The sequence below is a fragment of the Mycobacterium sp. genome (assembly GCF_035640695.1).
GTDB lineage: Bacteria > Actinomycetota > Actinomycetes > Mycobacteriales > Mycobacteriaceae > Mycobacterium.
On sequence record NZ_DASQVQ010000192.1, the window covers coordinates 56,061 to 80,994 of the forward strand.

Genomic DNA, 24,934 nt, shown 5'->3' on the forward strand with positions numbered 1-24,934 from the left:
AGGAACGCCTGCCATGCCTTTTCCATACAACCCGTATGACTTCCTGCCGAAGCTGCCGACCTTCACGCTGACCTCGGACTCGGTCACCGACGGCCGGCCGCTGGCGATGCCACAAGTGAGCGGCATCATGGGAGCCGGCGGCGAGGACGAGTCCCCGCAACTGAGCTGGTCGGGTTTCCCGGAGGAGACCCGCAGCTTCGCGGTCACGGTCTACGACCCGGACGCCCCGACGGCCTCGGGCTTCTGGCACTGGGCGGTCGCCAATCTCCCGGCGACAGTGACCGATCTGCCGGCCGGTGTCGGGGAGGGCAGCGAATTGCCCGGCAAGGCACTGACTTTGGTTAACGATGCCGGCATGCGCCGCTACGTCGGCGCGGCGCCGCCGCCGGGACACGGGACCCACCGGTATTTCATTGCCGTGCACGCGGTCAAGGTGGAGAAGCTCGAACTGGCCGAGGACGCCAGCCCGGCATATCTGGGATTCAATCTGTTCATGAATGCGATCGCGCGGGCCCTCATCCACGGCACGTATGAGCTGGAGAATCAGTAGCGCAAGTGATTACAGAATGGGTCTGCCGCCGGTGACGGCCACTCGTGCTCCGGAGACGTAACTGGCCTCGTCCGAGGCGAGCAGCACATATATGGCTGCGAGTTCGGCGGGTTGTCCCGCGCGTCCCAGCGGCACGTCGTCGCCAAACGCGCGTACCTTCTCCGGTGGCATCGTCGACGGAATCAGCGGTGTCCAGATCGGGCCGGGCGCCACGCTGTTGACGCGAATCCCTTTCTCTCCCAAGAGCTGAGCCAAACTTGCAGAGAAATTGGCGATCGCGGCCTTAGTGGCGGCGTACGGCGCCAGGGTCGGTGATGGCATGTCGGAGTTGACCGAGGAGCTTCCGATGATCGACGAACCCGGCCGCATGTGTGGTAGTGCCGCCTTGACCAGATAGAAGTAGGCGCCGACATTGAGCTTGAAGGTGTAGTCCCATTCCTCGTTGGAGATCTCCTCAAGGCTCTCGTGCGTCATCTGGTAGGCGGCGTTGTTGACGAGCACGTCGACCGTGCCGAACTCAGCGACGGCCCGGCCGATAACGGCCTCGCAATGATCGGGGTCCGACAGGTCGCCGTCCATCAGCACACACTTGCGCCCGGCCGCCTCAACCAGGTTCGCCACCTCCTTGGCGTCTTCGTGCTCGTTGAGGTAGGCGATCAAGACGTCGGCGCCCTCACGCGCGTAAGCGATCGCGACCGCACGCCCGATACCGCTGTCGCCCCCGGTGATGACGGCCTTCTTGCCGGTGAGTTTGCCTGAACCGCGATAGCTGTTCTCGCCGCAGTCGGGCACGGGATCCATGTGCGCCTGGACGCCTGGCACGGGTTGAGTTTGCTCTGGAAATCCCATGATGCGTGGGTAACCGGTCTCCGCGGCCGAAAACCTGGCTAGCTGCGCCGCACCGCCGAACCGATCGCCTCCGACAAGCCGGAGAACCCGCCCGCGCGCAACCGGTGGGCGATCCCGTCGTGGATGTGCTTGGCCCATAGGCCGCCGCCGTAGATGAATCCGGTATAGCCCTCGATCAGCGATGCGCCGGCGGTGATCCGTTCCCACGCATCGTCGGCAGTCTCGATGCCGCCGACGCTGACCAGCGTCAGCTTATCGCCGACCCTCGCGTACAACCGGTGCAGCACCTCCACCGAGCGACGCGCCAGCGGCGGGCCCGACACACCTCCTTCGCCCAGTCCGTCGACGCCCGCGGTGCGCAGGCCGTCCCGCGACACCGTGGTGTTGGTCGCGACGATGCCGGCCAGCCCGAGCTCGACGGCCAGGTCGGCGATCGCGTCGACGTCAAGGTCGGACAGGTCGGGGGCGATCTTTACCAGCACCGGCGTCGACGTCTCCGCCCGCACCGCGGCGAGGATCGGGCGCAGCGATTCCACCGCCTGCAGGTCGCGTAGCCCGGGTGTGTTCGGCGAACTGACGTTCACCACGAGAAACGCCGCCAGCGGGCCCACCAGCCGCGCGCTGGCGCGGTAGTCGTCGACGGCACGCTCGGACGGGGTGAGCTTGGACTTGCCGATGTTCACGCCGATGGGGACGTCGGGGACGTGCCGGGCCAGCCGCACCGCAAGCTCGCCTGCGCCGTGGTTGTTGAAGCCCATCCGGTTCAGCAATGCGCGGTCGGCGGGCAGCCGGAACAGACGCGGCTGCGGGTTGCCGGGCTGTGGATCTGCGGTCACGGTGCCGACCTCGGCGAATCCGAAGCCGAGTGCACCCCAGGTGTTCAGCCCGGCGCCGTCCTTGTCGAAGCCCGCCGCCAGGCCGAGCGGCCCCGGAAAGTGCACCCCGAACGCGGTGCTGACCAGCAGCGGATCCCGCGGCGCCAGCGGCCCCCGCAGCATCCGCCGCAGCGGCGCAACCGCGGTGACCGCACGCAGGATCGCGAACACCCAGGCATGCACGCGCTCGGCGGGAATGCGGAACAGCACCCGCCGGACCACGCGGTACAGCACTACAGGCCCGGTTGGTCGGTAAGGCCGTTGGTGTGTGATTTCTTGCGGCGCAGCAGCACCCGCCGACTGCCGTCGGTGTAGCGGCGCACCCGGGTCAACTCCCAGCCGCGGTACTCCGCCTCAATCGATAATCTCGTCGACGCGCTGACCTGGGTCAGCTCCGGTGGCAACCGCAGCGGTATCCATTCGTACTCGTCGGACAGTTCGACGTCCCAGCCTGCCGGCAGCCGCCCTCGCGCCGCTGCCGTCATCGCGGCGCCTGGGTGTTGGGCGGCTGGGGCGCCGCTGCATCTTCGATCACCTGCACACCGTCTCCCGTTGCCGACACTACATACAGCGTCCCGCTCGCGTCGTCGAAGGCTAGGGAGTTGGGTTGCCGCACGGTTGGGTAACGTACCTTTTCGATTGGTATTCCGGTGGCCAGATCGTAACCAACGACGACATTGGCCGCGGTCTGTGACACCCATGCAAGCCTCGACGATCCGGCCAGGCCGTAGGGGGCCTGGCGTACCGGGTAGCGCTGCCGCAGCATCAGGGGATCGGTGCTGAACACCAGCAGCTCTTCGCCGCGGGTGTCGGCCACCAGCACCCTGCCCGCGGGATCGGTGGCCAGGGTGGTCGCGCCGTCCCCGGCGCGAAGCGACTGTGCGGCGTGGTTGCCGCTGGCATCGACCGTCGTCACCGACGTCTGACCGCGGTCCAGCACGACCGCTGTATTTCCTTGTGCAGCAAGCGAATCCACTCGTGCGAAGATCTTGAGCCGGGCGGCCACCTCGGTGTCGGAGCTCAAGGTGTAGGCCGTTCCATCAGCGCTGCCGAGCACCAGCTTGCCGTCGGCGCGCCGGGCGATTGCGGTGAAGTCCGTCGTTTGCCGGCCGCCGACCCCGACGCGCGCGGTGGCCCCGGAGGCAAGATCGACCCGGTAATACCCGCCGCGCGCCGACAAATACGCGTGGCCACTGCCGTCGCCGGCCAGCGCGGTGGCGGGTCCGGGCAGCGCGACTGGCCGCGGCTGATCTCCGGCGGCGGAAAACATGGTGACGATGCCGGGTGCCTGCTCGCCCGCGCCCGGGCTGAACACCACCAGCGACTTTGTACCGGCATCGAACAACGCTGCCGCCGCATGGCCGTCGAACGGGCGCACCAACCCGGCCGGCCGGCCGGTCGCCACAGGGGACACCGCTGGTCCGGCCGGGCCGATAGTCGGCGGACCACCCGCCGGGCTCGACGAGCAGCCGGCCGCCGTCAGCAACAGCACCACTACCCACCGGAAGCCGGTTTGACTGGCTGGTTTCGTTAGCGTCGGCAACGGGTAACTCTCGAGCGTGCGATTAGTGTTGCTATCTACCGACAAGTGTAGGCAAGGCTTCCCCGGACAATTCCGTACTCCGGACGGTGGCCCCGACGGTATCTTCACCCCATGACCCTCGCCGCCGATCGCGACACAGCCGGTAGGGAATTCAGCATCGAGGTCATCTCCACCGGGGTGTACGGCAGCGGTTATGGCCACCTCGGCGACGGGCGCAGTTTCGCGTTCCGGACACTGCGGCGACTGCTGGTCGTCGAGGTGTACCGGCCGCGGCTGAAAGGCCCTGTGCCGCAAGCCGAAGACGTGATCGCCACCGCGAGCCGGACACTGACCGACATCGATCTCACCGACGAGCGCAGCATCATCGCCGCCGTGCGCGATGCGGTGGCGAACGCAGAGCCGCTACCTCGCACGGGTTTCCGCCAAAACCGCTAGCGGGTTTCCACAGCCGTCCACGGTACGGTCGTCCGCGTGACTGCGGCGGCGATGTCCTGGTGGCACGTCATTGTCTTGTCGGTAATACAGGGCCTGACCGAGTTTCTACCGGTGTCTTCGTCGGGACACCTGGCGATCGCATCGCGTCTTTTCTTTTCCGACGACGCCGGCGCGTCGTTCACTGCGGTGATTCAGCTCGGCACCGAGCTGGCGGTGTTGCTGTATTTCGCCCGCGACATCGCGCGTATTGCCAAGGCGTGGTTCAACGGCCTGTTGGTCACCGCACACCGCCACAACATCGACTACCGAATGGGCTGGTACGTGATCATCGGCTCGATTCCCATCTGCGTGCTCGGGGTCGCGTTCAAGGACCAGATTCGCGGCGAGGTGCGCAACCTCTGGATTGTCGCGACCGCGCTGATCGCGTTCTCCGCGGTGATCGCTGCCGCCGAGTACTTCGGCCGCCAGACTCGCGGCGTCGGCCAGCTCGGGTGGCCGGATGCGCTGATCGTTGGCATCGCGCAGACACTCGCGCTGATCCCGGGGGTTTCGCGCTCGGGCGCGACGATCAGCGCCGGGCTGTTTCTCGGCCTGGACCGCGAGCTGGCCGCCCGGTTCGGCTTTCTGTTGGCGATTCCGGCCGTATTCGCGTCCGGGCTGTTCTCGTTGCCCGACGCGTTTCACCCGGTCAAGGACGGGTTGAGCGCGACTGGCCCGCAGCTTGTGGTGGGCACGCTGATCGCCTTTGTCGTGGGATTCGCGGCGATCGTGTGGCTGCTGCGGTTCCTGGTGGACCACAGTATGTACTGGTTTGTCGGTTATCGGGTCACACTCGGTAGCGTGGTGTTGATCCTGCTTGGCAGCGGAGTGGTGGCCTCGACGTGACCGTCATCCTGTTGCGCCACGGCCATTCGACGTCCAACGGCGCGCACACGCTGGCCGGCCGCTCGCCGGGCATCGACCTCGACGACAAGGGCCGCGAGCAGGCGGCCGCGCTGGTCGATCGCGTCGCATCGGTGCCGATCCGCGCGCTGGTGCGCTCGCCGCTGCTGCGCTGTGAGCGGACCCTGGAGCCGCTGGCCGCGGCGCTGGGTGTGGACCCGATCGTCGACGACCGGCTGACCGAGGTCGACTACGGCGAGTGGACCGGGCGCAAGATCGGCGATCTGGTCAAGGAGCCGCTCTGGGCGGTCGTGCAGGCACAGCCCAGCGCCGCGGTGTTTCCCGGTGGCGAGGGACTGGCGCAGGTCCAGGCCCGCGCGGTGGCCGCCGTTCGCGAGCACGACCGCAGGCTGCACGACGAGCACGGCGGCGACGCGCTGTGGCTGGCGTGCGCGCACGGCGACGTGATCAAGTCGGTGCTCGCCGACGCGCTCGGCATCCACCTCGACGGTTTTCAGCGCATCACGGTCGACCCGGGATCGATGAGCGTGATCCGCTACACCCAACTGCGGCCGTTCGTCGTGCACGTCAATCACACCGGTGCACAGTTGGCGTCGACGCTGGTGGGTAAGCCGTCTTCGGGCGAGGTGCCGCCCGAGGACGCGGTCGTGGGCGGCTCCGCGGACTAGTTCCCCGAATCGCTCCGCTTCTGCCCTGGACGGAGTCCACCGGGGCTCGCATCGCTGCGCGCCTTGGACCTGAATCGCGACTACACCGCGACCACTTCGCGATTACTCCCGAACTGCATTACCCGGTATTTTGGAAGTGCAATGGCCCGCGCAATCCACGTCTTCCGCACGCCCGACCGCTTTGTCGCCGGGACCGTCGGGCAGCCCGGAAACCGGACCTTCTACCTGCAGGCTCAGCACGACTCCCGGGTGGTGTCGGTGGTGCTCGAGAAGCAGCAGGTCGCTGTGCTTGCGGAGCGGATCGGCGCGTTGCTGTTGGAGGTGCACCGCCGTTTCGGCACCCCGATCCCGCCGGACACCGGCGAGGTGGACGACACCAGCCCGTTGATCACCCCGGTCGACGCCGAGTTCCGGGTCGGCACGATGGGCCTGGGCTGGGATTCCGAGGCGCAAACCGTGGTGGTCGAGCTGCTGGCCGTGACCGACAGCGAGTTCGACGCGTCCGTTGTCCTCGATGACGCCGAGGAGGGCCCGGACGCGGTGCGGGTGTTCCTGACCCCGGAGTCGGCGCGCCAGTTCGCCACCCGGTCCAACCGCGTCATCTCGGCGGGCCGCCCGCCGTGCCCGCTGTGCGACGAGCCGCTCGACCCGGCCGGCCACATTTGTGTGCGCACCAACGGCTATCGGCGTGCAGAGCCGTTCGGGTCGGATGACGCCGAGGAGTGACGGTCCTGGCGCCGGAGCGAAGCGACCCGGGGATGAACGGCGGGAGGCGCTGCGCCGCGGCGAGGTGACGGTCATCGGCCGCATCCGCTCGGCGAGCAACGCGACCTTCCTGTGCGAGGCCGAATGGCACGAGCACCGGACCCACTGCGTGTACAAGCCGATCGCCGGCGAAGCGCCGCTGTGGGACTTTCCCGACGGCACGCTGGCCGGCCGCGAACTCGCTTCCTACCTGGTGTCGGTCGCGCTGGGCTGGGACATCGTGCCGTACACCATCATTCGCGACGGCCCGGCCGGCCGTGGCATGCTGCAACTGTGGATCGACCAGCCTGAAGACACGTCGCTCGACACCTGCAAGGACAGCCCTGACCTTGTGGACCTGCTTCCGGCCGGGAAGGTGCCGCCCGGCTACCTGCCGGTGCTGCGGGCTTACGACTACGCCGGAGACGAGGTCACGCTGGTGCACGCCGACAATCTCCGGCTACGCCGGATGGCTGTGTTCGACGTGCTGATCAACAACGCCGACCGCAAGGGCGGGCACATCCTCACCACGCTCGACGGACACGTCTACGGTGTGGACCACGGCGTGAGCCTGCACGTCGAGGACAAGCTGCGCACGGTGCTGTGGGGCTGGGCGGGCAAGCCCGTGGACGATGAGACGCTGGGCGACGTGGCCACGCTCGCAGAGGCGCTCGCGGGTCCGCTGGCCGACGCGCTGCGCGGGCACATCACCGGCCGCGAGATCATCGCGCTGCGTCGGCGCGCCGAGGCGCTGCTGGACAACCCGGTGATGCCGATGCCCGACAGGCGCAGGCCGATACCTTGGCCCGCCTTCTGAGCCGAGCGCAGCCGCCGGATCCGTCGGCTGTCTAAGTATTCGGCAATACTGGCAGGCGTGACCCGCACCGACGCCGCGCTGGCGGCCGAGCTCGCCGAGGATGCCGGCAGGCTGCTGCTCGACGTGCGCGACGAGCTCGGATTCGATGACCCGCGCGCGCTCGGCGCCGCCGGTGACAAGCGGGCCAACGCGCTGATCCTGGACCGGCTGCGTGACGAGCGGCCCGGCGACGGTGTGCTGAGTGAGGAAGCCCACGACGACCTGTCCCGGCTGCGGTCCGACCGGGTGTGGATCATCGACCCGCTGGACGGGACCCGCGAATTCTCCACTCGCGGCCGCGACGACTGGGCCGTGCACGTCGCGCTCTGGCAGGCCGGCGCCGAGATCACCGACGCGGCCGTCGCGCTGCCCGCGCGCGGCGAGGTGCACCGCAGCGACACGGTGAGCGGACCGGGCCCGAGGGAAAGCACCAACCGACCGATCCGGGTCGCGGTCAGCGCCAGCCGCCCACCGCCGGTCCTGCACTACATCCGCCGGACGGTCGCGATCCAGCCGGTGTCGATCGGCTCGGCCGGCGCCAAGGCGATGGCCGTGGTCACCGGCGACGTGGACGCGTACCTGCACGCCGGCGGCCAATGGGAATGGGATTCGGCGGCGCCCGCCGGCGTGGTGCTGGCTGCGGGCCTGCACGCGTCACGGCTGAACGGCTCGCCGCTGCACTACAACCAATTCGACCCGTACCTGCCCGATCTGTTGATGTGTCGGCGCGACGTCGCGGGGCCGCTACTGGCCGCGGTCCGCCGAGCGGTGCCATGACCGACGCGGCTTAGAGTCGAGAGCATGAAATCGTGGTCTGCACCACCTGTTCCGGCATTGCCGGGACGGGGACCGCAGCTGCGGCTGTACGACACCTCCGACCGGCAGGTCCGCCCGGTGGCGCCAGGGTCGACGGCGACGATGTACGTGTGCGGGATCACACCGTACGACGCCACCCATCTCGGTCACGCCGCGACCTACCTCGCCTTCGACCTGGTTCACCGGGTCTGGCTGGACACCGGCCACCGCGTGCACTACGTGCAGAACATCACCGACATCGACGACCCGCTGTTCGACCGCGCGGACCGCGACGGCGTCGACTGGCGCGAGCTGGCCCACCGAGAAACCGCGCTGTTCCGCGACGACATGGCGGCGCTGCGGGTATTGCCGCCGCACGACTACATCGGTGCCACCGAGGCGATCAACGAGATCGTCGAGTTGGTCGAAAAAATGCTGGCTTCCGGGGCGGCCTACGTCGTCGACGACCCACACCACCCGGACGTGTATTTCCGCGCCGACGCCACCGCGCAGTTCGGCTACGAGTCCGGCTACGACCGCCAGACGATGGCGCGGTTGTTCGCCGAACGCGGGGGAGACCCGGATCGGCCCGGCAAGGCCGACGAGCTGGACGCGCTGTTGTGGCACGCGGCCCGCGACGGTGAGCCCAGCTGGCCGTCACCGTTCGGCCCCGGCCGTCCGGGCTGGCACGTCGAATGCGCAGCGATCGCGCTAAGCCGCATCGGCACCGACCTCGACATCCAGGGCGGCGGCTCGGATCTCGTCTTCCCGCACCACGAGTTCTCCGCCGCCCACGCCGAAGCCGTCACGGGGGAGCGGCGTTTTGCCCGTCATTACGTACACGCCGGGATGATCGGGTGGGACGGCCACAAGATGTCGAAGAGCCGGGGCAACCTGGTGTTGGTTTCACGCCTGCGAGCCGACGGCATCGAGCCGGCGGCGATCCGGTTGGGCCTGCTGGCCGGGCACTACCGACAGGACCGCTCGTGGAGCGGCGCGGCGCTGGCCGACGCGCAGGCACGGCTGATCCGCTGGCGGGAGGCGGTGTCGCTGCCGTCGGCGCCCGATGCCACTGATGTGGTCGGTCGAGTTCGCCGGTATCTCGCCGACGACCTAGATACGCCCAAAGCCCTTGCCGCACTGGATGGTTGGGTTACCGACGCGCTCGAGTGCGGCGGCAACGAAGCCGACTCGCCCGCGCTGGTGCGGACGTGCGTGGACGCGCTGCTCGGTGTCGCACTGTAGAGACTGAACAGCGCCCCGCCCAGTGCTCGCTTGAGGTACGTTTCCCGGCTATGAGTTCTATGAACGGCAAAGTCGCTTTGGTCACGGGTGGCGCTCGCGGAATCGGCGCCGAGGTCGCCGCGTCCGGCCGGTCGATGAGCGCATGCCGCGAAGCGATGGAGAAGCGGGTTGCCAAGTGAGACGGTTCGCGCTGGTTGCGGCCGTGGCGATGCTGCTGGCGACGGCGGCCGGCTGCGGCGGCAACAGGAACCAGGCGACAACCACGACCACGAGCACGCCGCCGGCCGCCGTCACGTCGGAGCAGGCCCGAGCCATCGCAAGGGAGGCCTACATCTACGGCTTTCCGATGGTCGACAACTATCGCGTGCAGTACCGGTATTTGGTCAACAAGCAGGATCCCGAGTACAAGGGCGACTGGAACCAGATCCACAGCACCGCAAGGCTGTTCACGCCGGCCGACACCGCGATCCAGACACCCAATTCGGACACCCCGTATTCGATGCTGGGTGCCGACCTGCGGACCGAGCCGCTGGTGCTCACCGTCCCGCCGATCGAACAGAACCGCTATTACTCGCTGCAGTTCGTCGACGGATACACCTACAACTTCCATTACGTCGGCAGCCGGACCACCGGCAACAGCGGCGGCAAATATCTACTGGCCGGACCGGGCTGGAAGGGAGATAAACCCGATGGCATCAACGAGACCATCCGCTCCGACACCGACCTGGCGTCGGTGATCTACCGAACCCAGCTTCTCGGCCCGTCCGACCTCGACAGCGTCAAGAAGATCCAAGACGGGTATCAGGTCCAGCCGCTCTCGGCATTTCTGAAACAACCCCCGCCGCCTGCCGCCCCGCCGATCGACTTCGTCCCGCCGCTGACGCCGGATCAGCAGAAGACCTCACCGCAGTTCTTCGACATCCTCGGTTTCACAATGCGGTTCGCGCCCACGGTGCCATCCGAACAGGAGCTGCGAAACCGATTCGCCAGCATCGGCATCGGGCCCGACCGCACGTTCAATCCCGACAAGCTCACGCCAGAGATGCGGTCGGCTATCGAGGGCGGCATGGCTGATGCATGGGCCGAACTACAGAAGCTGCAGAAGGACAAGATTGACACCGGTCAGGTCACCGCCGGCGACCTGTTCGGTACGCGTGAGCAACTCGGAAACAACTACCTCTACCGAATGGCGGGCGCGGCGGAGGGCATCTACGGCAACAGCAAAGAGGAGGCCATGTACCCGTCGTTCGATGTGGACTCGACCGGCACTCCGCTGACCGGGGCCAACAACTATACGTATCGCTTCGCGCCCGGCCAGCTGCCGCCGGTGAACGCGTTCTGGTCGCTGACCATGTACGAGTTGCCGAAGAGTCTGCTGGTGGCCAACCCCATCCAGCGCTACCTCATCAACTCGCCGATGCTGCCCAGCCTGGTGGCCGACCCAGACGGCGGATACACGTTCTATATCCAGAACGCCTCGCCGGGGATTGACAGGGAGTCCAATTGGCTGCCGGCGCCACCGGGCCCGTTCCGCTTGGTGCAGCGGCTGTACTGGCCCAAGCCCGACGCCCTGAACGGCACGTGGCAGGCGCCGAAGCCGGTGAAGGTCTAACCCCGGAAGCCGGGGCCGCGGCGGCGCAGATAGCGCTCGAACTCGGCGGCCAGCGCGTCGCCGTCGATCTTGCCCAACGCCTCGCTCATGTCGACCTCGGCGTCGCCGCGCTGTTCCAGCGACTGGACGTACTCGGCGATCTCGTCGTCCTCGGCAGTCATCTCGGTGACCGCGTCCTCCCACTCCTCGGCCTGGGTCGGCAGGTCGGCCAGCGGCACCTCGATGTCGAGCACGTCCTCGACCCGGCGCAGCAGGGCCACCGTCGCCTTCGGGTTCGGCGGCTGCGACACGTAATGCGGCACCGCCGCCCAGAACGTCACGGCCGGGATGCCCGCCGCCACGCAGGCGTCCTGGAACACCCCGGCGATGCCGGTCGGACCCTCGTAGCGGGTTTCCTCCAGGCCGAAAAACTTCGCCGACTCGGGCGAGTAGGCGGCACCGGAGACGGGCACCGGACGAGTGTGCGGGGTATCGGCCAACAATGCGCCCAGGATCACGACGGTGGAGACGTTGAGCTTGTCGGCGATCGCGAGCAGTTCGGCGCAAAAAGTGCGCCATCTCATATTCGGCTCGACGCCGTGCATCAGAACGATGTCGCGGTCGCTGCCCGGGGGGCGGCAGTGCGAGATCCGCATCGACGGCCATACCAGTTCCCGAGTAACGCCGTCGACCTGGCGAATCACCGGCCGGTTGACCTGATAGTCGTAGTACGCCTCGTCGTCGATCTCGATGATCGGCTCCGCCTCCCAGATCGCATCCAGATGCTCAAGCGCGTCGCTGGCCGCATCGCCGGCGTCGTTCCAGCCCTCGAACGCGGCGACGACCACGGCGTCATGTAGTTCGGGCAGGTCGGCACCGGTAGGCTTCGACGGGGTCACAGACTCAGAGTAAGGCTTGGCAGGGGCCGATGAGCGCTTGACCAAATACCCAGTTGTCTAGACGGACTATCCTATTAACGTGAGCCGTGCCAACGATCTTGACTATGACACCGACCTGTTGACGATCCTCGAGCAGAGGGTCGTCATTGGTGACGGCGCCATGGGTACGCAGCTGCAGGCCGCCGACCTGACGCTGGACGACTTCCGTGGCCTCGAAGGCTGCAACGAGATCCTCAACGACAGCCGGCCGGATGTCATCGAGCACATCCACCGCGCCTACTTCGAAGCCGGCGCCGACGCCGTCGAGACCAACACGTTCGGCTGCAATCTGTCCAACCTAGGCGACTACGACATCGCCGACCGGATCCGGGAACTGTCGGAGAAGGCCACGGTTATCGCGCGCCGGGTGGCCGACGAAATGAGCACCGGCGACCGCAAGCGTTACGTGCTCGGTTCGATGGGCCCGGGCACCAAGCTGCCGACGCTTGGCCACACCGAATACGCGCTGATTCGCGACGCCTACATCGAGGCGGCGCTCGGCATGCTCGACGGCGGAGCCGACGCGATCCTGGTGGAGACCTGCCAGGACCTGCTTCAGCTGAAGGCAGCCGTGCTGGCGTCGCGGCGTGCGATGGCACAGGCCGGCCGCCACATTCCGGTGTTCGCCCACGTCACGATGGAGACCACCGGCACGATGCTGCTGGGCAGCGAGATCGGCGCCGCGCTGACCGCGGTGGAGCCGCTCGGTGTGGACATGATCGGGCTGAACTGTGCGACCGGGCCGGCCGAGATGAGCGAGCACCTGCGCTATCTGTCCAAGCACGCCCGCACCCCGGTTTCGGTGATGCCGAACGCCGGGCTACCGGTGCTTGGACCCAACGGCGCTGAATACCCGTTGCAGCCAGACGAACTCGCCGAGGCGTTGTCGGGCTTCGTTTCCGAATACGGGCTTTCGCTGGTGGGTGGGTGCTGCGGCACGACCCCGGAGCACATCCGCCGGGTGGCCGAAGCGATTCCGAACGTGCAGCGCGCGCAGCGCCGCGTCGAGTACGAACCCTCGGTGTCGTCACTGTATGCGGCCATGCCGTTCGCCCAGGACGCGTCCGTCCTGATGATCGGCGAACGGACGAATGCCAACGGCTCCAAGGCCTTCCGTGAAGCGATGATCGCCGAGGATTACCAGAAATGCCTCGACATCGCCAAGGAGCAAACCCGCGACGGCGCGCACCTACTCGACCTGTGCGTCGACTACGTGGGCCGCGACGGGGTAGCGGACATGACCGCACTGGCCAGTCGGCTGGCCACCGCGTCCACGCTGCCGATCATGCTGGACTCCACCGAAGCCGCGGTGCTGCGCGCCGGGTTGGAGCATCTCGGCGGCCGGTGCGCGATCAACTCGGTCAACTACGAAGACGGTGACGGCCCGGAGTCCCGGTTCCACAAGACGATGGAATTGGTGGCGGAGCACGGGGCCGCGGTGGTCGCGCTGACCATCGACGAGGAGGGCCAGGCGCGCACCGCCGATAAGAAGGTGCAGATCGCCGAGCGGCTCATCGATGACATCACCGGCAACTGGGGCGTCGAGGAGTCGTCGATCCTGATCGACTGCCTGACGTTCACGATCTGCACCGGACAGGAGGAGTCCCGCCGCGACGGCATCGAGACCATCGAGGCCATCCGCCAACTCAAGAAGCGCCATCCTCACGTTCAGACCACGCTGGGCCTGTCGAACATCTCATTCGGCCTGAACCCGGCGGCTCGCCAGGTGCTCAACTCGGTGTTCCTCAACGAGTGCCGCGAGGCGGGCCTGGATTCGGCGATCGTGCACGCGTCGAAGATCCTGCCGATCAACCGGATCCCGGAGGATCAGCGCAACGTCGCCCTTGACCTGGTCTACGACCGCCGCGGCGAGGGTTACGACCCGCTGCAGGAACTGATGCGGATGTTCGAAGGCGTGTCGTCGGCGTCGTCGAAGGAGTCGCGCGCCGCCGAGCTGGCCGCGCTGCCGCTGCTGGAGCGGTTGGCACAGCGCATTGTCGACGGCGAACGCAACGGCCTGGAGGCCGACCTAGACGAGGCGATGACCCAGAAGCCGCCGCTGGCAATCATCAACGAGAACCTGCTGGCCGGCATGAAGACCGTCGGCGAATTATTCGGATCCGGGCAGATGCAGCTGCCGTTCGTGTTGCAGTCCGCCGAGGTGATGAAGACCGCGGTAGCCTACCTCGAGCCGCACATGGAGAAAGCCGATGACGCCGGCAAGGGCCGCATCGTGCTGGCGACGGTCAAGGGCGACGTGCACGACATCGGCAAGAACCTCGTCGACATCATCTTGAGCAACAACGGCTATGAGGTCGTCAACATCGGCATCAAGCAGCCGATCTCAAACATTCTCGAAGTGGCCCAGGACAAGAGCGTCGACGTGGTCGGCATGTCGGGCCTGCTGGTGAAGTCGACCGTGGTGATGAAGGAAAACCTCGAGGAGATGAACACCCGCAGAGTAGCCGACAAATACCCGGTGCTGCTCGGCGGCGCGGCGCTGACGCGCAGTTACGTCGAGAATGATTTGGCCGAGATCTACCAGGGCGAAGTGCATTACGCGCGCGACGCGTTCGAGGGCCTGAAGCTGATGGACACCATCATGAACACCAAGCGCGGCTTGGCTCCCGATCCGGACAGCCCCGAGTCCGTCGCCGCCCGTGAGAAGGAGGCCGAACGCAAGGCGCGCCATGAACGCTCGAAACGCATTGCCGCCGAACGCAAGGCCGCCGAGACCCCGGTGCAGGTGCCGGAACGCTCCGACGTCGCCGCCGACGCGGATGTGCCGGTCCCGCCGTTCTGGGGCACTCGCGTCGTGAAGGGTATCGCGCTGGCCGACTACACCGGGATGCTCGACGAACGGGCGTTGTTCCTCGGCCAGTGGGGGCTGCGCGGAGTGCGCGGCGGGCATGGCCCGTCGTATGAGGATCTGGTCGAGACCGAGGGCCGGCCGCGGCTGCGGTACTGGCTGGACCGGTTGTCCACCGACGGCATCCTCGCGCATGCCGCGGTGGTGTACGGCTATTTTCCCGCGGTGTCCGAGGGGGACGACGTCATCGTCCTGGCCGAGCCCAAACCCGATGCCGCCGAACGTTTTCGGTTCACATTTCCGCGCCAGCAACGCGGCCGGTTCCTGTGCATCGCCGACTTCATCAGATCCAGGGAGCGGGCCCACAAGCTGAATCAGGTTGACGTGCTGCCGTTCCAGCTGGTGACCATGGGTCAGGAGATCGCCGACTTCGCCGGTGAACTGTTCGCGTCCAACGCCTACCGGGATTATTTGGAGGTGCACGGACTCGGCGTGCAGCTGACCGAGGCGCTCGCGGAGTACTGGCACAAGCGTGTTCGCGAGGAGTTGAAGTTCTCCGACCACGTGATGGCGTCCGAGGATCCGGACTCGGTTGAGGATTACTTCAAGCTCGGCTATCGCGGAGCGCGGTTCTCGTTCGGCTACGGTGCCTGCCCGAACCTCGAGGAGCGCACCAAGATGGTGGCGCTGTTGGAGCCCGAGCGCATCGGCGTGACACTGTCCGAGGAGCTGCAGCTACATCCCGAGCAGTCCACCGATGCGTTTGTGCTGCACCACCCCGAGGCCAAGTACTTCAACGTCTAGGCGGGTGCGATGAGAGCAGTGCTGTGGGACATGGACGGCACGCTCGTCGACTCGGAAAAGCTGTGGGACGTCTCGCTGGCGGCGCTGTGCGAGCATCTCGGCGGAGTGCTGACCCCGCAGGTGCGGGCCGCGACGGTGGGCGGCTCGGCGGGGGGCACGATACGGATCATCTTCGACGACCTGGGCCTTGATCATGATCCGGCGGCGATGACGCAAGCGGCAGATTGGCTGCTCGACTACACCGCCGAGCTGTTCGACCGGGGTCTGCCATGGTGTGACGGTGCTGCTGAACTGCTGAAAGCCCTTGCTGCTCAAGATGTTCCGATGGCGTTGGTCACCAACACCCATAGGGCCCTTACCGAGCGGGCGCTGGAGGTTATCGGCCGCGAGTATTTTTCGGCGACGGTGTGCGGCGACGAGGTGGAACACGGCAAGCCGGCGCCGGATCCGTACCGGCGAGCGGCCCACTTACTTGGTGAGCCGCCGCAGTCGTGCCTGGCGATTGAGGACTCGATCACCGGAGCGGCTTCCGCCGAGGGCGCCGGATGCCCGGTGCTGGTCATACCCAATGAGGTAGAGGTCCCCGGCGGGCCGCGGCGCCGGCTCATGGCGTCATTGGCAGGCGTCGACGTCGCGACATTGCGGGCCGTCTTCGCCGAACTGGAGTCTGGTCTCGGCGAACGCACCGCCTGATCACGACGGCGCGGTGTCTGGCGCGGGGAAGGATACTTGTTTGATGCGCGCCTCGAACACGTGAAACAATCGCGACCCGTGAAAACCTTCGACGCGCTGTTCGCCGAGCTCAGCGAACGCGCGCGTACCCGCCCCACCGGCAGCGGCACCGTCGCCGCCCTCGACGGCGGCTTGCACGGACTCGGCAAGAAGCTGCTGGAGGAGGCCGGCGAAGTGTGGCTGGCTGCCGAGCACGAAAGCGACGAGGCGCTGGCTGACGAGATCAGCCAACTGCTGTACTGGACGCAGGTGCTGATGATCTCCCGCGGCCTGACCCTCGATGACGTGTACCGGAAGTTGTGATGCTGCGAGTTGCGGTGCCCAACAAGGGCACGCTGAGCGAACCGGCCGCCGAGATCCTCTCGGAGGCTGGATATCGGCGGCGCAGTGATCCGAAGGATTTGACGGTCGTCGACCCGGCCAACGAGGTCGAGTTTTTCTTCCTGCGGCCCAAGGACATTGCGATCTACGTCGGTTCCGGCGATCTCGACTTCGGGATCACCGGGCGCGATCTCGCGCTGGAGTCGCAGGCCCCGGTTCGGGAACGGCTGGCGCTGGGATTCGGCCAGTCGAGCTTCCGCTACGCCGCGCCCGCCGGCCGCAACTGGTCGGTCGCCGACCTCGCGGGCAAACGCATAGCCACCGCGTTTCCGAACCTGGTACGAAAAGACTTGGCCGACAAGGGAATCGACGCCGAAGTGATCCGGCTCGACGGAGCAGTTGAGATCTCGGTGCAGCTCGGTGTGGCCGACGTGATCGCCGACGTGGTGGGATCGGGCCGCACGCTCGGGCTGCACGACTTGGTCGCCTTTAGTGAGTCGCTATGCGATTCGGAGGCGGTGCTGATCGAACGCGAGAGCGCGGACCGGGCCACCGCGGCCGCACGCGACCAACTCGCTGCCCGCGTGCAGGGCGTGGTTTTCGGTCAGCAGTATCTGATGCTTGACTATGACTGCCCACGAGCGGTACTGGATCGTGCCACCGAGATCACGCCCGGACTGGAATCGCCGACCATCGCGCCGCTGGCCGACCCGGCATGGGTGGCCATTCGAGCCCTGGTGCCACGCAAGGGCGTCAACGCGGTCATGGATGAGCTGGCCAGCATCGGCGCCAAAGCGATTCTGGCGTCCGATATCAGGTTCTGCCGCTTCTAGCCTTCGCGCACGGTCCGGATGCTAGCGTCCGTGCGGGGGTCGACGCGAGGAGGTTCGCATGACGCACGCGCTCGTTCTGTTACTCGCTCTGCTTATCGGGATCGTCGCCGGTCTGCGCGCTTTGACCGCGCCGGCAGTGGTCAGCTGGGCCGCGCTGCTGGACTGGATCAACCTCAGCGGAACGTGGGCGGCATGGGTGGGACACCCGGTGACCGTCGGCATCCTCAGCGTGCTGGCCGTCATCGAGTTGGTGACCGATCAGTTGCCGAAGACGCCGAGCCGAAAGACCCCTGTTCAGTTCGTCACCCGGATCATCACCGGCGGGTTCGCCGGAGCGGTCATCGGGACGGCGTGGGCGTACATCTGGACGTCGCTGGGGGCGGGCGTCGTCGGCGCCGTGCTCGGCACATTGGGCGGTTACGAGCTGCGCAAGCGGCTGGTGGCCGCGACCGGTGGCCGCGATCTTCCGATCGCACTGCTCGAAGACGCCGTCGCGGTGATCGGCGGTTTTCTCATCGCATACCTGACCAAAGTCATATGACTCGGCCGGGGGCACGAGCGCAGCGACCGGAGGACAAGCGCCGCTTCGACGCGATCATCGTCGGCGCCGGGCAGGCCGGGCCGCCGTTGGCCGGCCGGTTGACCAGCGCGGGTCATACCGTTGCGGTGGTGGAGCGCAAGCTGATTGGCGGCACGTGCGTCAATACGGGCTGCATCCCGACCAAGACCCTGGTGGCTAGCGCGCATGCGGCACACCTGGCCCGCCGAGGCGCCGACTACGGTGTCACCGCAGGGCCTGTCGCCGTCGACATGGCAAAGGTCAAGGCGCGCAAGGACGACATCATGCTGAAGGACCGACACGGTGTCGAGTCCTGGCTGGATGGCATGAAGGGCTGCACGGTGTTCCGCGGGCATGCGCGCTTCGAAGGCCCAACCACCCTCCGCGTCGACGATGAGCTGCTTGAGGCGGAGAAGATCTTCCTGAACGTCGGCGGCCGGGCGGTCCTGCCGGACATCCCGGGGCTGGCCGAGGTCGACTACATGACCAATGTCTCGATACTGGACCTCGACACGGTTCCAGGGCATCTCATCATCATTGGAGGTAGCTACATCGCGCTGGAGTTCGCCCAGATGTATCGGCGGTTCGGTGCCGACGTGACGTTGGTGCAGCGCGGTCCGCGGCTGGCCAGACGCGAGGATCCCGATGTGTCGGCGGCGATCCAGGAAATCCTCGAGGGCGAGGGCATCTCGGTAGTGCTCAATGCCGACGGCATCAGCGTGGCGCCCGACAGTGGCGGTGTGGCGGTGACGCCGCGCGCTGATGTGCCGAAAATTGTTGGCTCCCATTTGCTGATCGCCGTCGGCCGCCGACCGAACACCGACGACCTCGGCCTGAACCGGGCCGGTGTGCGCACCGATGCGCGCGGCTACATCGTCGTCGACGATCAGCTGCGCACCAACGTCGAGCACATCTGGGCGATGGGGGACTGCAACGGCCGCGGCGCGTTCACCCATACCTCCTACAACGACTTCGAGATCGTCGCCGCCAACCTGCTGGACGACGATCCACGCCGGGTAAGCGATCGGATCACCACGTATGCGCTGTATATCGACCCGCCGCTGGGCCGGGCCGGGCAGACCATCGACGAGGTCCGCAAGTCCGGTCGCAAGGCGCTCGTCGGCTTCCGGCCGATGACCCGCGTCGGCCGCGCGGTGGAAAAAGGTGAGACGCAAGGGTTTATGAAGATTGTTGTCGACGCCCAGACGCACGAGATTCTCGGCGCGGCGATCCTCGGTGTTGGGGGCGACGAGGTCATCCACGCCATCCTGGACGTGATGTCGGCGAAGGCGCCCTACACCACGTTGTCACGCACGATGCACATCCACCCGACGGTCAGCGAGCTGGTACCGACGATGCTTCAGCAGATGAAGCCCCTGGTGTAGCCGCCCGCCCGGCCATGAGCTGGCGGGTGACCGATGCGACGCGCTGTCCGAGGTGCCGGCAGGTCAGCACGTCGGCGGGGTGCACCTGGTCAGGATTCGCGTCGACATCGGTCTGCGACCCCGCACCGAGCCAGAACCCGAGGCGATTCAGGTCATTCTCGCTACCGGCGGCACTGTTCCAGCCGGCGCTCAGCCCCAACGAGACCCAGTGCATGTGGTGCTGAGCGGCGAACACGGCCAGCGACATCAGGGCGTGCAGCTTGTCGCCGGCCTTCGCACCGGAATTCGTGAACCCCGCCGCTACCTTGTCGCGCCAGCTGCCGGTGATGCAGCGCCGCCCGGTGAGCTCGGCGAACGCCTGAAAGCCCGCGGAGACGTTTCCCATGTAGGTTGCGCTGCCGAACACGATGCCGTCTGCGGCGTCGAGGGTGTCCCAATCGGCGTCCGTCATCGCGTCGACCGCGATGATGCTCACCCGCGCGCCAGCTTCTTGCGCGCCGGCGGCGACCGCGTCAGCCAGCATCGCGGTGTGCCCGAAACCGGAGTGGTAGGCGACCGCGAGGCGTGCAGGTAAGACTTCAGAGCCGTTGTGTGGCATGCTGATTCATCTCCAATCGCATCGACTGGGCAACCTCTTGGTAGCGCGCAGACCAGTTCGGCAACCGTTCGCCGCCGAGGTGGGCCTCGAGCCGGTCGAGGAAAGCGTGGGTGCCGGGCAGGAAGCCGGTCGCGTTGCGGACCGAAAGGCCGCGGTGGCTGAACCGCAGCAGCGTCTCGTCGCCGTCGGAGCTCAGTTCGTACCGCACGACGCTGTCCTCGACGATCGACTGCTTCCACTCGTGCTCCAGGACGTGGGGGGGATCCCACACCAGGATGCGCCCGGTCATCCGCTTGTGCTCGGGCGGAAACGGCGGACCGGAGGGCACCATGTCGATCACCCCGCCTTCGCGCCCGTCGATCGTCGTCTCGCCCATCCACTGCCTGCGTTCTCCCGGCTCGGTGATCGCCGACCAGACCGCCTCGATCGGATAGGGAAGGCGCCGTTCGAAATTCAGCACGGCGCGGTCACCGTCGACAACCAGTCGCCCGTTTCGCGCGTTCACCGAGTCTCCTTTCGATGCTTACGTTCCAGGTGCCGCTCCAGGTCATCGAGGTGGCCGGTCCAGAAGCGGCGATATCGATCGATCCACGCATGGATTTCGGCGAGCCCGTCGGCGCGCAGTGCGTAGATCCTGCGTTGGGCGTCCGGGCGGACTTCGACCAGTCCGACCTCACGCAGCACCCGCAGATGCCGAGACACTGTCGGTTGGGTCAGCCCCGGCAGCGTCGCGACGAGTTCGCCTGCGGTGCGCTCACCGTCGGCAAGAGTGTCAAGAAGTGTGCGCCGGCTGGGTTCTGCCACCGCCTCGAAGACATCCACCCTCTTAGTATTGCAAGTATTCTATATAGATACAAGCGCATACACGGTCTACCGCCGCTGCACCAGCAGCGTCTGCGCGCACACCGCGACGAACCCGTCGCGGTCGAAGACCTCCGCGCTGGTCACACCGATCCCGTCGGGCCCAACGGATCCTCGCGCCCTGATCGCGAAGTCCGCGCCGATCGGCAGTCGGTGCACATGCAGCGAGGTGTCGGTGTTCATGAACACAAAACGCCGGAAATCCAGCGCCGCGCCGACGCCGTTGGCGGAGTCGACCGCCAGTGCCAGGTTTTCCAGCGGTGTGTTGTCCTCCGTGTCGACGAGGTGCCCCCGCGGACGGAGCCAGTACACCGCGGCGCCGGACGGGTCGTCGACCTGCCGCCGCCACTGCACGCTGCCGAGATATCCGGTGAGGCGCCACCAGGCTTCGGGCAGCGGCTGAGCGGGCCCTTCGATCAACCGGGGATAGCGGTCGGATGCGACGTCGCCGGTATCGCTGGTGGCAAGTGCCCACGCGGTGACCCGCGCGACCGCACGCGCGGCGTCGTCCCCCGCCGGCGTCATTTCCGCCGCCAGCAGCGAGATCCGCCTGCCGGGGCGCTCGACCCACGCCCGAACGCGAACCGGACGCACCGGGATGGCGCCGAGAATGTCCAGCGTCAACCGACCGATGCGCAATGGGGAACCAGCCAGCAGTTCCTCGATCGCGTTGGTCAGCAGCGCGAGCGGAGGCGAACCGTGCTGAATGTCGGGAGTCCAATTGCTGCGGGTGATGTCGGTCGACTCGAATACCTGGTAACCGCCGTCGCGCCCGAGGCGGCGGTAATAGGAATCGCTCACGCGGCAGATTCTGCACGGCCCGCATGCAGGACCGCGTCGTCGCCACCCTCGTGAGGGTTGTCCGGCCAACCCGGGTAGGGCGGGGGCGTGCCGCCGAACGCCGGGCATTGCGCGTGGTATGCGCACCAGTCGCACAGCCGCGACGGGTTGGGCCGGAAATCACCTGTGGCGCCGGCCGATTGGATGGCTCGCCAGATCGCCATCAACGTCTTTTCAAAGCGCTCCAACTCGCCGAGGTCGGGAGTGTAGTCGAGGACCTCGCCGTCTGCGAGGTAAAGCAGCCGCAGCCGGGTGGCCAGCACGCCACGCGAACGCAATAGCGCCACTGCGTAGAACTTCATCTGGAACATCGCCTTGAACTCGGCAAGCGCGCGTGCCTCCGGCGGCGCCTTGCCGGTCTTGTAATCGACGACGCGCATCTCACCGGTGGGCGCGACGTCGATTCGGTCGACGAATCCGCGCAGCAAGGTGCCGTCGGCCAGCTCGACCTCGACACGCTGCTCGCAGCTCTGGGGGTCGAACCGGGTCGGATCTTCGAGCCGGTAGTAGCCCGACAGCAGCGCCTTGGCCTCCTCGAGCAGCTCGCCGCGTTGCGCGGCGTCGAGCATGTCGGCCAACTCGGGCTGCTCGGCGATCACCCGATCCCACGCCTCGGCCGCCAGCGTCACCACGGTCGCGGGCAGGCGCTGCGGGGCGGGAAGCGCGTAGAGCTGCTCGAGCGCGGCGTGCACGACCGAGCCCCGCAGTTGCGCCGCCGACGTCGGCTCGGGCAGCCGGTCGATCGCGCGGAATCGGTACAGCAGCGGGCACTGCTTGAAGTCGCTGGCCCGCGACGGCGACAACGCCGGGCGCCTCGGCTGGCCGGCTTCTCGCTCGCCGTTGATGCGCGATCCGCCTCCGGCTTCTCGCTCGCCGTTGATGCGCGATCCGCCTTCGGCTTCTCGCTCGCCACTCATAAGTCGCAGCCTAGGGCGCAGCGCCGACAACAACGGGCACTTGCCGCGGCGCGTCTGGCAGGGTTACTAGCTGTGTCTCGTACCGGTCCGTTTGTGGTGGGCGATCGCGTTCAGCTCACCGACGCCAAGGGCCGCCATTACACGATGCTGCTGGCCCCGGGTAGCGAGTTCCACACGCACCGCGGCGTGATCGCCGCCGACGATGTGATCGGCCTGCCCGAGGGCAGCGTGGTGAAGTCCACGAGCGGCGATCAGTTTCTCGTGCTGCGGCCGCTGCTCGTCGACTATGTGATGTCGATGCCGCGCGGCGCCCAGGTGATCTACCCGAAGGACGCCGCCCAGATCGTGCACGAGGGCGACATCTTTCCCGGCGCGCGGGTGCTGGAGGCCGGCGCGGGTTCCGGCGCGATGACATGTTCGCTGTTGCGGGCCGTCGGGCCGAGCGGCCGCGTGATCTCCTACGAGATTCGCGACGACCATGCAGAGCACGCCGCCCGCAACGTCGAGACGTTCTTCGGCGGCCGGCCCGACAACTGGGAACTCGTCGCCGGCGACGTCGCGGAGTTCGGCGGAGTGCAGGTAGATCGGGTGGTGTTGGACATGCTGGCGCCATGGGAGGTGCTCGAAGCTGTCTCGGCGGCGTTGGTGGCCGGCGGCGTGCTAATCGTCTATGTCGCCACCGTGACCCAGTTGTCGCGGACCGTCGAGGCGTTGCGCGAACAGCAGTGCTGGACCGAGCCGCGGGCCTGGGAAACGCTGCAGCGGTTCTGGGACGCGGTCGGGCTGGCGGTGCGGCCCCAGCATGCGATGCGCGGGCACACCGCGTTCCTGATCAGCGCACGACGGCTCGCGCCCGGCGCGCTGACTCCCAAACTGGCGGTGCGGCGCAAGCGGCGCATCTAGCGGTCGTCACGCGTCGTCGCTGCGGTGCAGGCCGCGGCGGGCCGACAACAGTTCGACTTCGGGTCGCGCGGCCACCAGGCGCTCGGCGGCGTCGAGCACGTCGACGACGTGACGGCGGTCGGCGGCCACCACGGCCAGCCCGATTCCGGCACGCCGATACAGATCCAGTTGCCCGCTCTCGGCGGCGGCCACGCTGAACCGGCGCTGCAGTTCGGCCACCAACGGCCGCACTACGGAGCGTTTCTCCTTCAGGGAGCGCACATCACCGAGCAGCAGGTCGAACTCCAGCCAGCCGATCCACATGCCCCGGGCCGGTCAGGGCGTCGGTGTCGGCGCCTTGGCAAGCGTCAGCAGCATGTCAGCGGTCTTGCGAGACAATTGCCAGTCGTTGAAGTACGGCGTGAACTCCATCGGGAACGTGAACCCTCTGGCCATCGCCGGGTTTTCGCTGTGCACGGTCACCTGGGCCGCGACGCTGCCGGGGGTGGTGTCCGACCACGTGATGTCGGCGGCGGTGAATCCCAGCGGCGTGTAGCCGCTGTCCTGCAGGGCCTTGCCGAACTTGTCGAGTTGTGCTGCCTCGTCGGCCGTTGCGCCCTCGACCAGGCCCAGCTTCTGGTCGCCGGGAACCGAGGTGTCGGCGAGCTTGTACAACACGTCGGTGAGGACTTCCGGCGCCGGCAGCGGTGCCGCGGGGGGCGCCGCTGCGACCGGAGTCGGCTGGTCGGCGGTGGCCGACACCGCGGTCTCACTGGGCTTCTTGCCGCAGCCGGAGAGCAGGACCGCCGCCATCAGCACGGCGGCGACCACGGTTCGCACCGTTGATCGCCGCCGCGCTGCAAAACGGATCGGGCTTCCCAAAATTAGCCGGACGCCATCGCGGCCTGCAGCAGCCCGGTGGCCGAGTCCTTGGTCAGCTTCCAGCCGGTGCCGTCGTTATGGAATGTGACGGGCCTGCTGGTCTGAGCGAGCTGCGGACCCGACGCGGTGGCCGTCGCCGACACCATGCCGTTGCCCAGGTCCTGGACGTTCGACACGGAGATCTTCAGCGGCAGGTAGCCCTTCTGGCTGGCGTTGGTCAGGAGCCGTTCGGCGGTCCTGCCTTCGATCATGCCGACACCACCGTCGACCAATGCGTTCTTGTTTGTGCCCGGAGTGGCGAGCTGGTTCAAGACGCCCTCGAGCTCGCCACTGGTTGGCTGAGGCTGCAGCGGCAGGGGCACGCCGAAGACCACTGGTGAAAAAGCCACGGTTGGGGTAGTAGGGGCAGACGCAATCGATGTCACACCGGCCGCCGCAGCACCAATCAAAGTGGCCGCTGCGACGCCAGTGGTTAGGGACTTCAACCTCACAACTGTCCTTTCGTTCGGCCAGACGAAA

The 24,934-nt window shown here is 67.2% G+C and carries 29 protein-coding genes; 16 read left to right on the forward strand and 13 right to left on the reverse strand.

The window, feature by feature from the left end:
• Nucleotides 1-13: 13 nt before the first annotated feature.
• Nucleotides 14-550, forward strand: coding sequence for a YbhB/YbcL family Raf kinase inhibitor-like protein (locus tag VE759_RS22660; RefSeq protein ID WP_324936628.1), 537 nt, complete (start codon nt 14-16; stop codon nt 548-550).
• Nucleotides 551-559: 9 nt separating this feature from the next.
• Here the strand turns inward: VE759_RS22660 and VE759_RS22665 are convergent, their stop codons facing one another.
• From VE759_RS22665 to VE759_RS22680, 4 genes are read right to left on the reverse strand one after another with little or no spacing between them, the layout of a single operon-like run.
• Nucleotides 560-1,399 (reverse strand): SDR family oxidoreductase, encoded by an 840-nt coding sequence (locus VE759_RS22665; protein ID WP_324936630.1) that lies wholly within the window; start codon nt 1,397-1,399, stop codon nt 560-562.
• Nucleotides 1,400-1,437: 38 nt separating this feature from the next.
• The gene (locus VE759_RS22670; protein ID WP_324936708.1) at nt 1,438-2,505 is read right to left on the reverse strand and encodes a quinone-dependent dihydroorotate dehydrogenase; all 1,068 of its coding nucleotides are present in this window, start codon (nt 2,503-2,505) and stop codon (nt 1,438-1,440) included.
• A gap of 2 nt (nt 2,506-2,507) precedes the next feature.
• Nucleotides 2,508-2,759, reverse strand: coding sequence for a DUF5703 family protein (locus tag VE759_RS22675; RefSeq protein ID WP_324936632.1), 252 nt, complete (start codon nt 2,757-2,759; stop codon nt 2,508-2,510).
• On the reverse strand, nt 2,756-3,817 hold the full coding sequence (locus VE759_RS22680; protein ID WP_324936634.1) for a hypothetical protein: 1,062 nt from the start codon (nt 3,815-3,817) through the stop codon (nt 2,756-2,758). The genes VE759_RS22675 and VE759_RS22680 overlap by 4 nt, the downstream gene beginning before the upstream one ends.
• Nucleotides 3,818-3,928: 111 nt before the next feature.
• Here VE759_RS22680 and VE759_RS22685 point away from each other — a divergent pair, with 111 nt between their 5' ends.
• From VE759_RS22685 to VE759_RS22720, 8 genes are all read left to right on the forward strand, one after another.
• Nucleotides 3,929-4,252, forward strand: coding sequence for a hypothetical protein (locus VE759_RS22685; RefSeq protein WP_324936636.1), 324 nt, complete (start codon nt 3,929-3,931; stop codon nt 4,250-4,252).
• A gap of 51 nt (nt 4,253-4,303) precedes the next feature.
• Nucleotides 4,304-5,137 carry an undecaprenyl-diphosphate phosphatase gene (locus VE759_RS22690; protein WP_324936710.1) on the forward strand — a complete coding sequence of 278 codons (834 nt, stop codon included), beginning with the start codon at nt 4,304-4,306 and terminating at the stop codon, nt 5,135-5,137.
• Nucleotides 5,134-5,823: a histidine phosphatase family protein gene (locus VE759_RS22695; RefSeq protein WP_324936638.1), complete on the forward strand. Its 690-nt coding sequence runs from the start codon at nt 5,134-5,136 to the stop codon at nt 5,821-5,823. Before VE759_RS22690 ends, VE759_RS22695 begins: the two co-directional genes overlap by 4 nt.
• Before the next feature lie 141 nt (nt 5,824-5,964).
• Nucleotides 5,965-6,549 (forward strand): DUF3090 domain-containing protein, encoded by a 585-nt coding sequence (locus VE759_RS22700; RefSeq protein ID WP_324936639.1) that lies wholly within the window; start codon nt 5,965-5,967, stop codon nt 6,547-6,549.
• Entirely contained in the window at nt 6,533-7,384 is an 852-nt protein-coding gene (locus VE759_RS22705) for an SCO1664 family protein (protein WP_324936641.1), read from the forward strand. The genes VE759_RS22700 and VE759_RS22705 overlap by 17 nt, the downstream gene beginning before the upstream one ends.
• A 57-nt stretch (nt 7,385-7,441) precedes the next feature.
• Complete coding sequence (locus tag VE759_RS22710; RefSeq protein WP_324936643.1) at nt 7,442-8,200, forward strand: 3'(2'),5'-bisphosphate nucleotidase CysQ; 759 nt, start codon at nt 7,442-7,444, stop codon at nt 8,198-8,200.
• Between the two features lie 24 nt (nt 8,201-8,224).
• On the forward strand, nt 8,225-9,463 hold the full coding sequence (gene mshC, locus VE759_RS22715; protein WP_324936645.1) for a cysteine--1-D-myo-inosityl 2-amino-2-deoxy-alpha-D-glucopyranoside ligase: 1,239 nt from the start codon (nt 8,225-8,227) through the stop codon (nt 9,461-9,463).
• 142 nt (nt 9,464-9,605) lie between these two features.
• Nucleotides 9,606-11,075 (forward strand): DUF1254 domain-containing protein, encoded by a 1,470-nt coding sequence (locus tag VE759_RS22720; protein WP_414687982.1) that lies wholly within the window; start codon nt 9,606-9,608, stop codon nt 11,073-11,075.
• Here the strand turns inward: VE759_RS22720 and VE759_RS22725 are convergent.
• The gene (locus VE759_RS22725; protein WP_324936647.1) at nt 11,072-11,953 is read right to left on the reverse strand and encodes a PAC2 family protein; all 882 of its coding nucleotides are present in this window, start codon (nt 11,951-11,953) and stop codon (nt 11,072-11,074) included. The genes VE759_RS22720 and VE759_RS22725 overlap by 4 nt on opposite strands.
• A 79-nt stretch (nt 11,954-12,032) precedes the next feature.
• Between VE759_RS22725 and metH the strand changes: the two genes are divergently transcribed.
• From metH to VE759_RS22755, 6 genes are read left to right on the forward strand one after another with little or no spacing between them, the layout of a single operon-like run.
• Entirely contained in the window at nt 12,033-15,605 is a 3,573-nt protein-coding gene (gene metH / locus VE759_RS22730; RefSeq protein ID WP_324936649.1) for a methionine synthase, read from the forward strand.
• Nucleotides 15,606-15,614: 9 nt separating this feature from the next.
• A complete protein-coding gene (locus VE759_RS22735; protein WP_324936651.1) occupies nt 15,615-16,298 on the forward strand; it encodes an HAD family phosphatase in 684 nt (227 codons plus the stop codon).
• A gap of 60 nt (nt 16,299-16,358) precedes the next feature.
• Entirely contained in the window at nt 16,359-16,640 is a 282-nt protein-coding gene (locus VE759_RS22740) for a phosphoribosyl-ATP diphosphatase (RefSeq protein WP_324936653.1), read from the forward strand.
• Nucleotides 16,640-17,491 (forward strand): ATP phosphoribosyltransferase, encoded by an 852-nt coding sequence (gene hisG, locus VE759_RS22745; RefSeq protein WP_324936655.1) that lies wholly within the window; start codon nt 16,640-16,642, stop codon nt 17,489-17,491. The genes VE759_RS22740 and hisG overlap by 1 nt, the downstream gene beginning before the upstream one ends.
• 58 nt (nt 17,492-17,549) lie before the next feature.
• A complete protein-coding gene (locus VE759_RS22750; RefSeq protein ID WP_324936656.1) occupies nt 17,550-18,032 on the forward strand; it encodes a DUF4126 family protein in 483 nt (160 codons plus the stop codon).
• Complete coding sequence (locus VE759_RS22755; protein WP_324936658.1) at nt 18,029-19,435, forward strand: FAD-containing oxidoreductase; 1,407 nt, start codon at nt 18,029-18,031, stop codon at nt 19,433-19,435. Before VE759_RS22750 ends, VE759_RS22755 begins: the two co-directional genes overlap by 4 nt.
• Here VE759_RS22755 and VE759_RS22760 read toward each other — a convergent pair.
• From VE759_RS22760 to VE759_RS22780, 5 genes are read right to left on the reverse strand one after another with little or no spacing between them, the layout of a single operon-like run.
• Complete coding sequence (locus VE759_RS22760; RefSeq protein WP_324936660.1) at nt 19,386-20,033, reverse strand: flavodoxin family protein; 648 nt, start codon at nt 20,031-20,033, stop codon at nt 19,386-19,388. The genes VE759_RS22755 and VE759_RS22760 overlap by 50 nt on opposite strands.
• Nucleotides 20,014-20,538 (reverse strand): SRPBCC family protein, encoded by a 525-nt coding sequence (locus VE759_RS22765; protein WP_324936661.1) that lies wholly within the window; start codon nt 20,536-20,538, stop codon nt 20,014-20,016. Before VE759_RS22765 ends, VE759_RS22760 begins: the two co-directional genes overlap by 20 nt.
• On the reverse strand, nt 20,535-20,855 hold the full coding sequence (locus VE759_RS22770; RefSeq protein ID WP_324936663.1) for a metalloregulator ArsR/SmtB family transcription factor: 321 nt from the start codon (nt 20,853-20,855) through the stop codon (nt 20,535-20,537). The genes VE759_RS22765 and VE759_RS22770 overlap by 4 nt, the downstream gene beginning before the upstream one ends.
• Nucleotides 20,856-20,903: 48 nt before the next feature.
• Nucleotides 20,904-21,695, reverse strand: a complete 792-nt coding sequence (locus VE759_RS22775) for a thioesterase family protein (protein ID WP_324936665.1) — start codon at nt 21,693-21,695, stop codon at nt 20,904-20,906.
• Nucleotides 21,692-22,579 carry a RecB family exonuclease gene (locus VE759_RS22780; RefSeq protein ID WP_414687984.1) on the reverse strand — a complete coding sequence of 296 codons (888 nt, stop codon included), beginning with the start codon at nt 22,577-22,579 and terminating at the stop codon, nt 21,692-21,694. Before VE759_RS22780 ends, VE759_RS22775 begins: the two co-directional genes overlap by 4 nt.
• 144 nt (nt 22,580-22,723) lie before the next feature.
• On the opposite strand from VE759_RS22780, the gene VE759_RS22785 reads away from it, so the two are divergent.
• A complete protein-coding gene (locus VE759_RS22785) occupies nt 22,724-23,554 on the forward strand; it encodes a tRNA (adenine-N1)-methyltransferase (RefSeq protein ID WP_324936669.1) in 831 nt (276 codons plus the stop codon).
• Between the two features lie 6 nt (nt 23,555-23,560).
• Here VE759_RS22785 and VE759_RS22790 read toward each other — a convergent pair whose 3' ends face one another.
• Genes VE759_RS22790 through VE759_RS22800 form a run of 3 tightly spaced genes read right to left on the reverse strand, consistent with a single transcriptional unit; the run spans nt 23,561 to nt 24,804 of the window.
• On the reverse strand, nt 23,561-23,857 hold the full coding sequence (locus VE759_RS22790) for a DUF503 domain-containing protein (protein ID WP_324936673.1): 297 nt from the start codon (nt 23,855-23,857) through the stop codon (nt 23,561-23,563).
• A 12-nt stretch (nt 23,858-23,869) separates the two neighbouring features.
• The gene (locus tag VE759_RS22795) at nt 23,870-24,364 is read right to left on the reverse strand and encodes a hypothetical protein (protein ID WP_324936675.1); all 495 of its coding nucleotides are present in this window, start codon (nt 24,362-24,364) and stop codon (nt 23,870-23,872) included.
• A gap of 53 nt (nt 24,365-24,417) precedes the next feature.
• Nucleotides 24,418-24,804, reverse strand: coding sequence for a hypothetical protein (locus VE759_RS22800; protein WP_324936677.1), 387 nt, complete (start codon nt 24,802-24,804; stop codon nt 24,418-24,420).
• Between the last annotated feature and the right edge of the window lie 130 nt (nt 24,805-24,934).

Coding starts and splice junctions, on each gene's coding strand:
- VE759_RS22665 (WP_324936630.1), bottom strand. CDS start 1,399: ATGGGATTTCCAGAGCAAACTCAACCCGTGCCAGGCGTCCAGGCGCAC.
- hisG (WP_324936655.1), top strand. CDS start 16,640: ATGCTGCGAGTTGCGGTGCCCAACAAGGGCACGCTGAGCGAACCGGCC.
- VE759_RS22705 (WP_324936641.1), top strand. CDS start 6,533: ATGACGCCGAGGAGTGACGGTCCTGGCGCCGGAGCGAAGCGACCCGGG.
- VE759_RS22750 (WP_324936656.1), top strand. CDS start 17,550: ATGACGCACGCGCTCGTTCTGTTACTCGCTCTGCTTATCGGGATCGTC.
- VE759_RS22660 (WP_324936628.1), top strand. CDS start 14: ATGCCTTTTCCATACAACCCGTATGACTTCCTGCCGAAGCTGCCGACC.
- VE759_RS22735 (WP_324936651.1), top strand. CDS start 15,615: ATGAGAGCAGTGCTGTGGGACATGGACGGCACGCTCGTCGACTCGGAA.
- VE759_RS22720 (WP_414687982.1), top strand. CDS start 9,606: ATGCCGCGAAGCGATGGAGAAGCGGGTTGCCAAGTGAGACGGTTCGCG.
- VE759_RS22685 (WP_324936636.1), top strand. CDS start 3,929: ATGACCCTCGCCGCCGATCGCGACACAGCCGGTAGGGAATTCAGCATC.
- VE759_RS22675 (WP_324936632.1), bottom strand. CDS start 2,759: ATGACGGCAGCGGCGCGAGGGCGGCTGCCGGCAGGCTGGGACGTCGAA.
- VE759_RS22700 (WP_324936639.1), top strand. CDS start 5,965: ATGGCCCGCGCAATCCACGTCTTCCGCACGCCCGACCGCTTTGTCGCC.
- mshC (WP_324936645.1), top strand. CDS start 8,225: ATGAAATCGTGGTCTGCACCACCTGTTCCGGCATTGCCGGGACGGGGA.
- VE759_RS22690 (WP_324936710.1), top strand. CDS start 4,304: ATGTCCTGGTGGCACGTCATTGTCTTGTCGGTAATACAGGGCCTGACC.
- VE759_RS22755 (WP_324936658.1), top strand. CDS start 18,029: ATGACTCGGCCGGGGGCACGAGCGCAGCGACCGGAGGACAAGCGCCGC.
- VE759_RS22790 (WP_324936673.1), bottom strand. CDS start 23,857: ATGTGGATCGGCTGGCTGGAGTTCGACCTGCTGCTCGGTGATGTGCGC.
- VE759_RS22760 (WP_324936660.1), bottom strand. CDS start 20,033: ATGCCACACAACGGCTCTGAAGTCTTACCTGCACGCCTCGCGGTCGCC.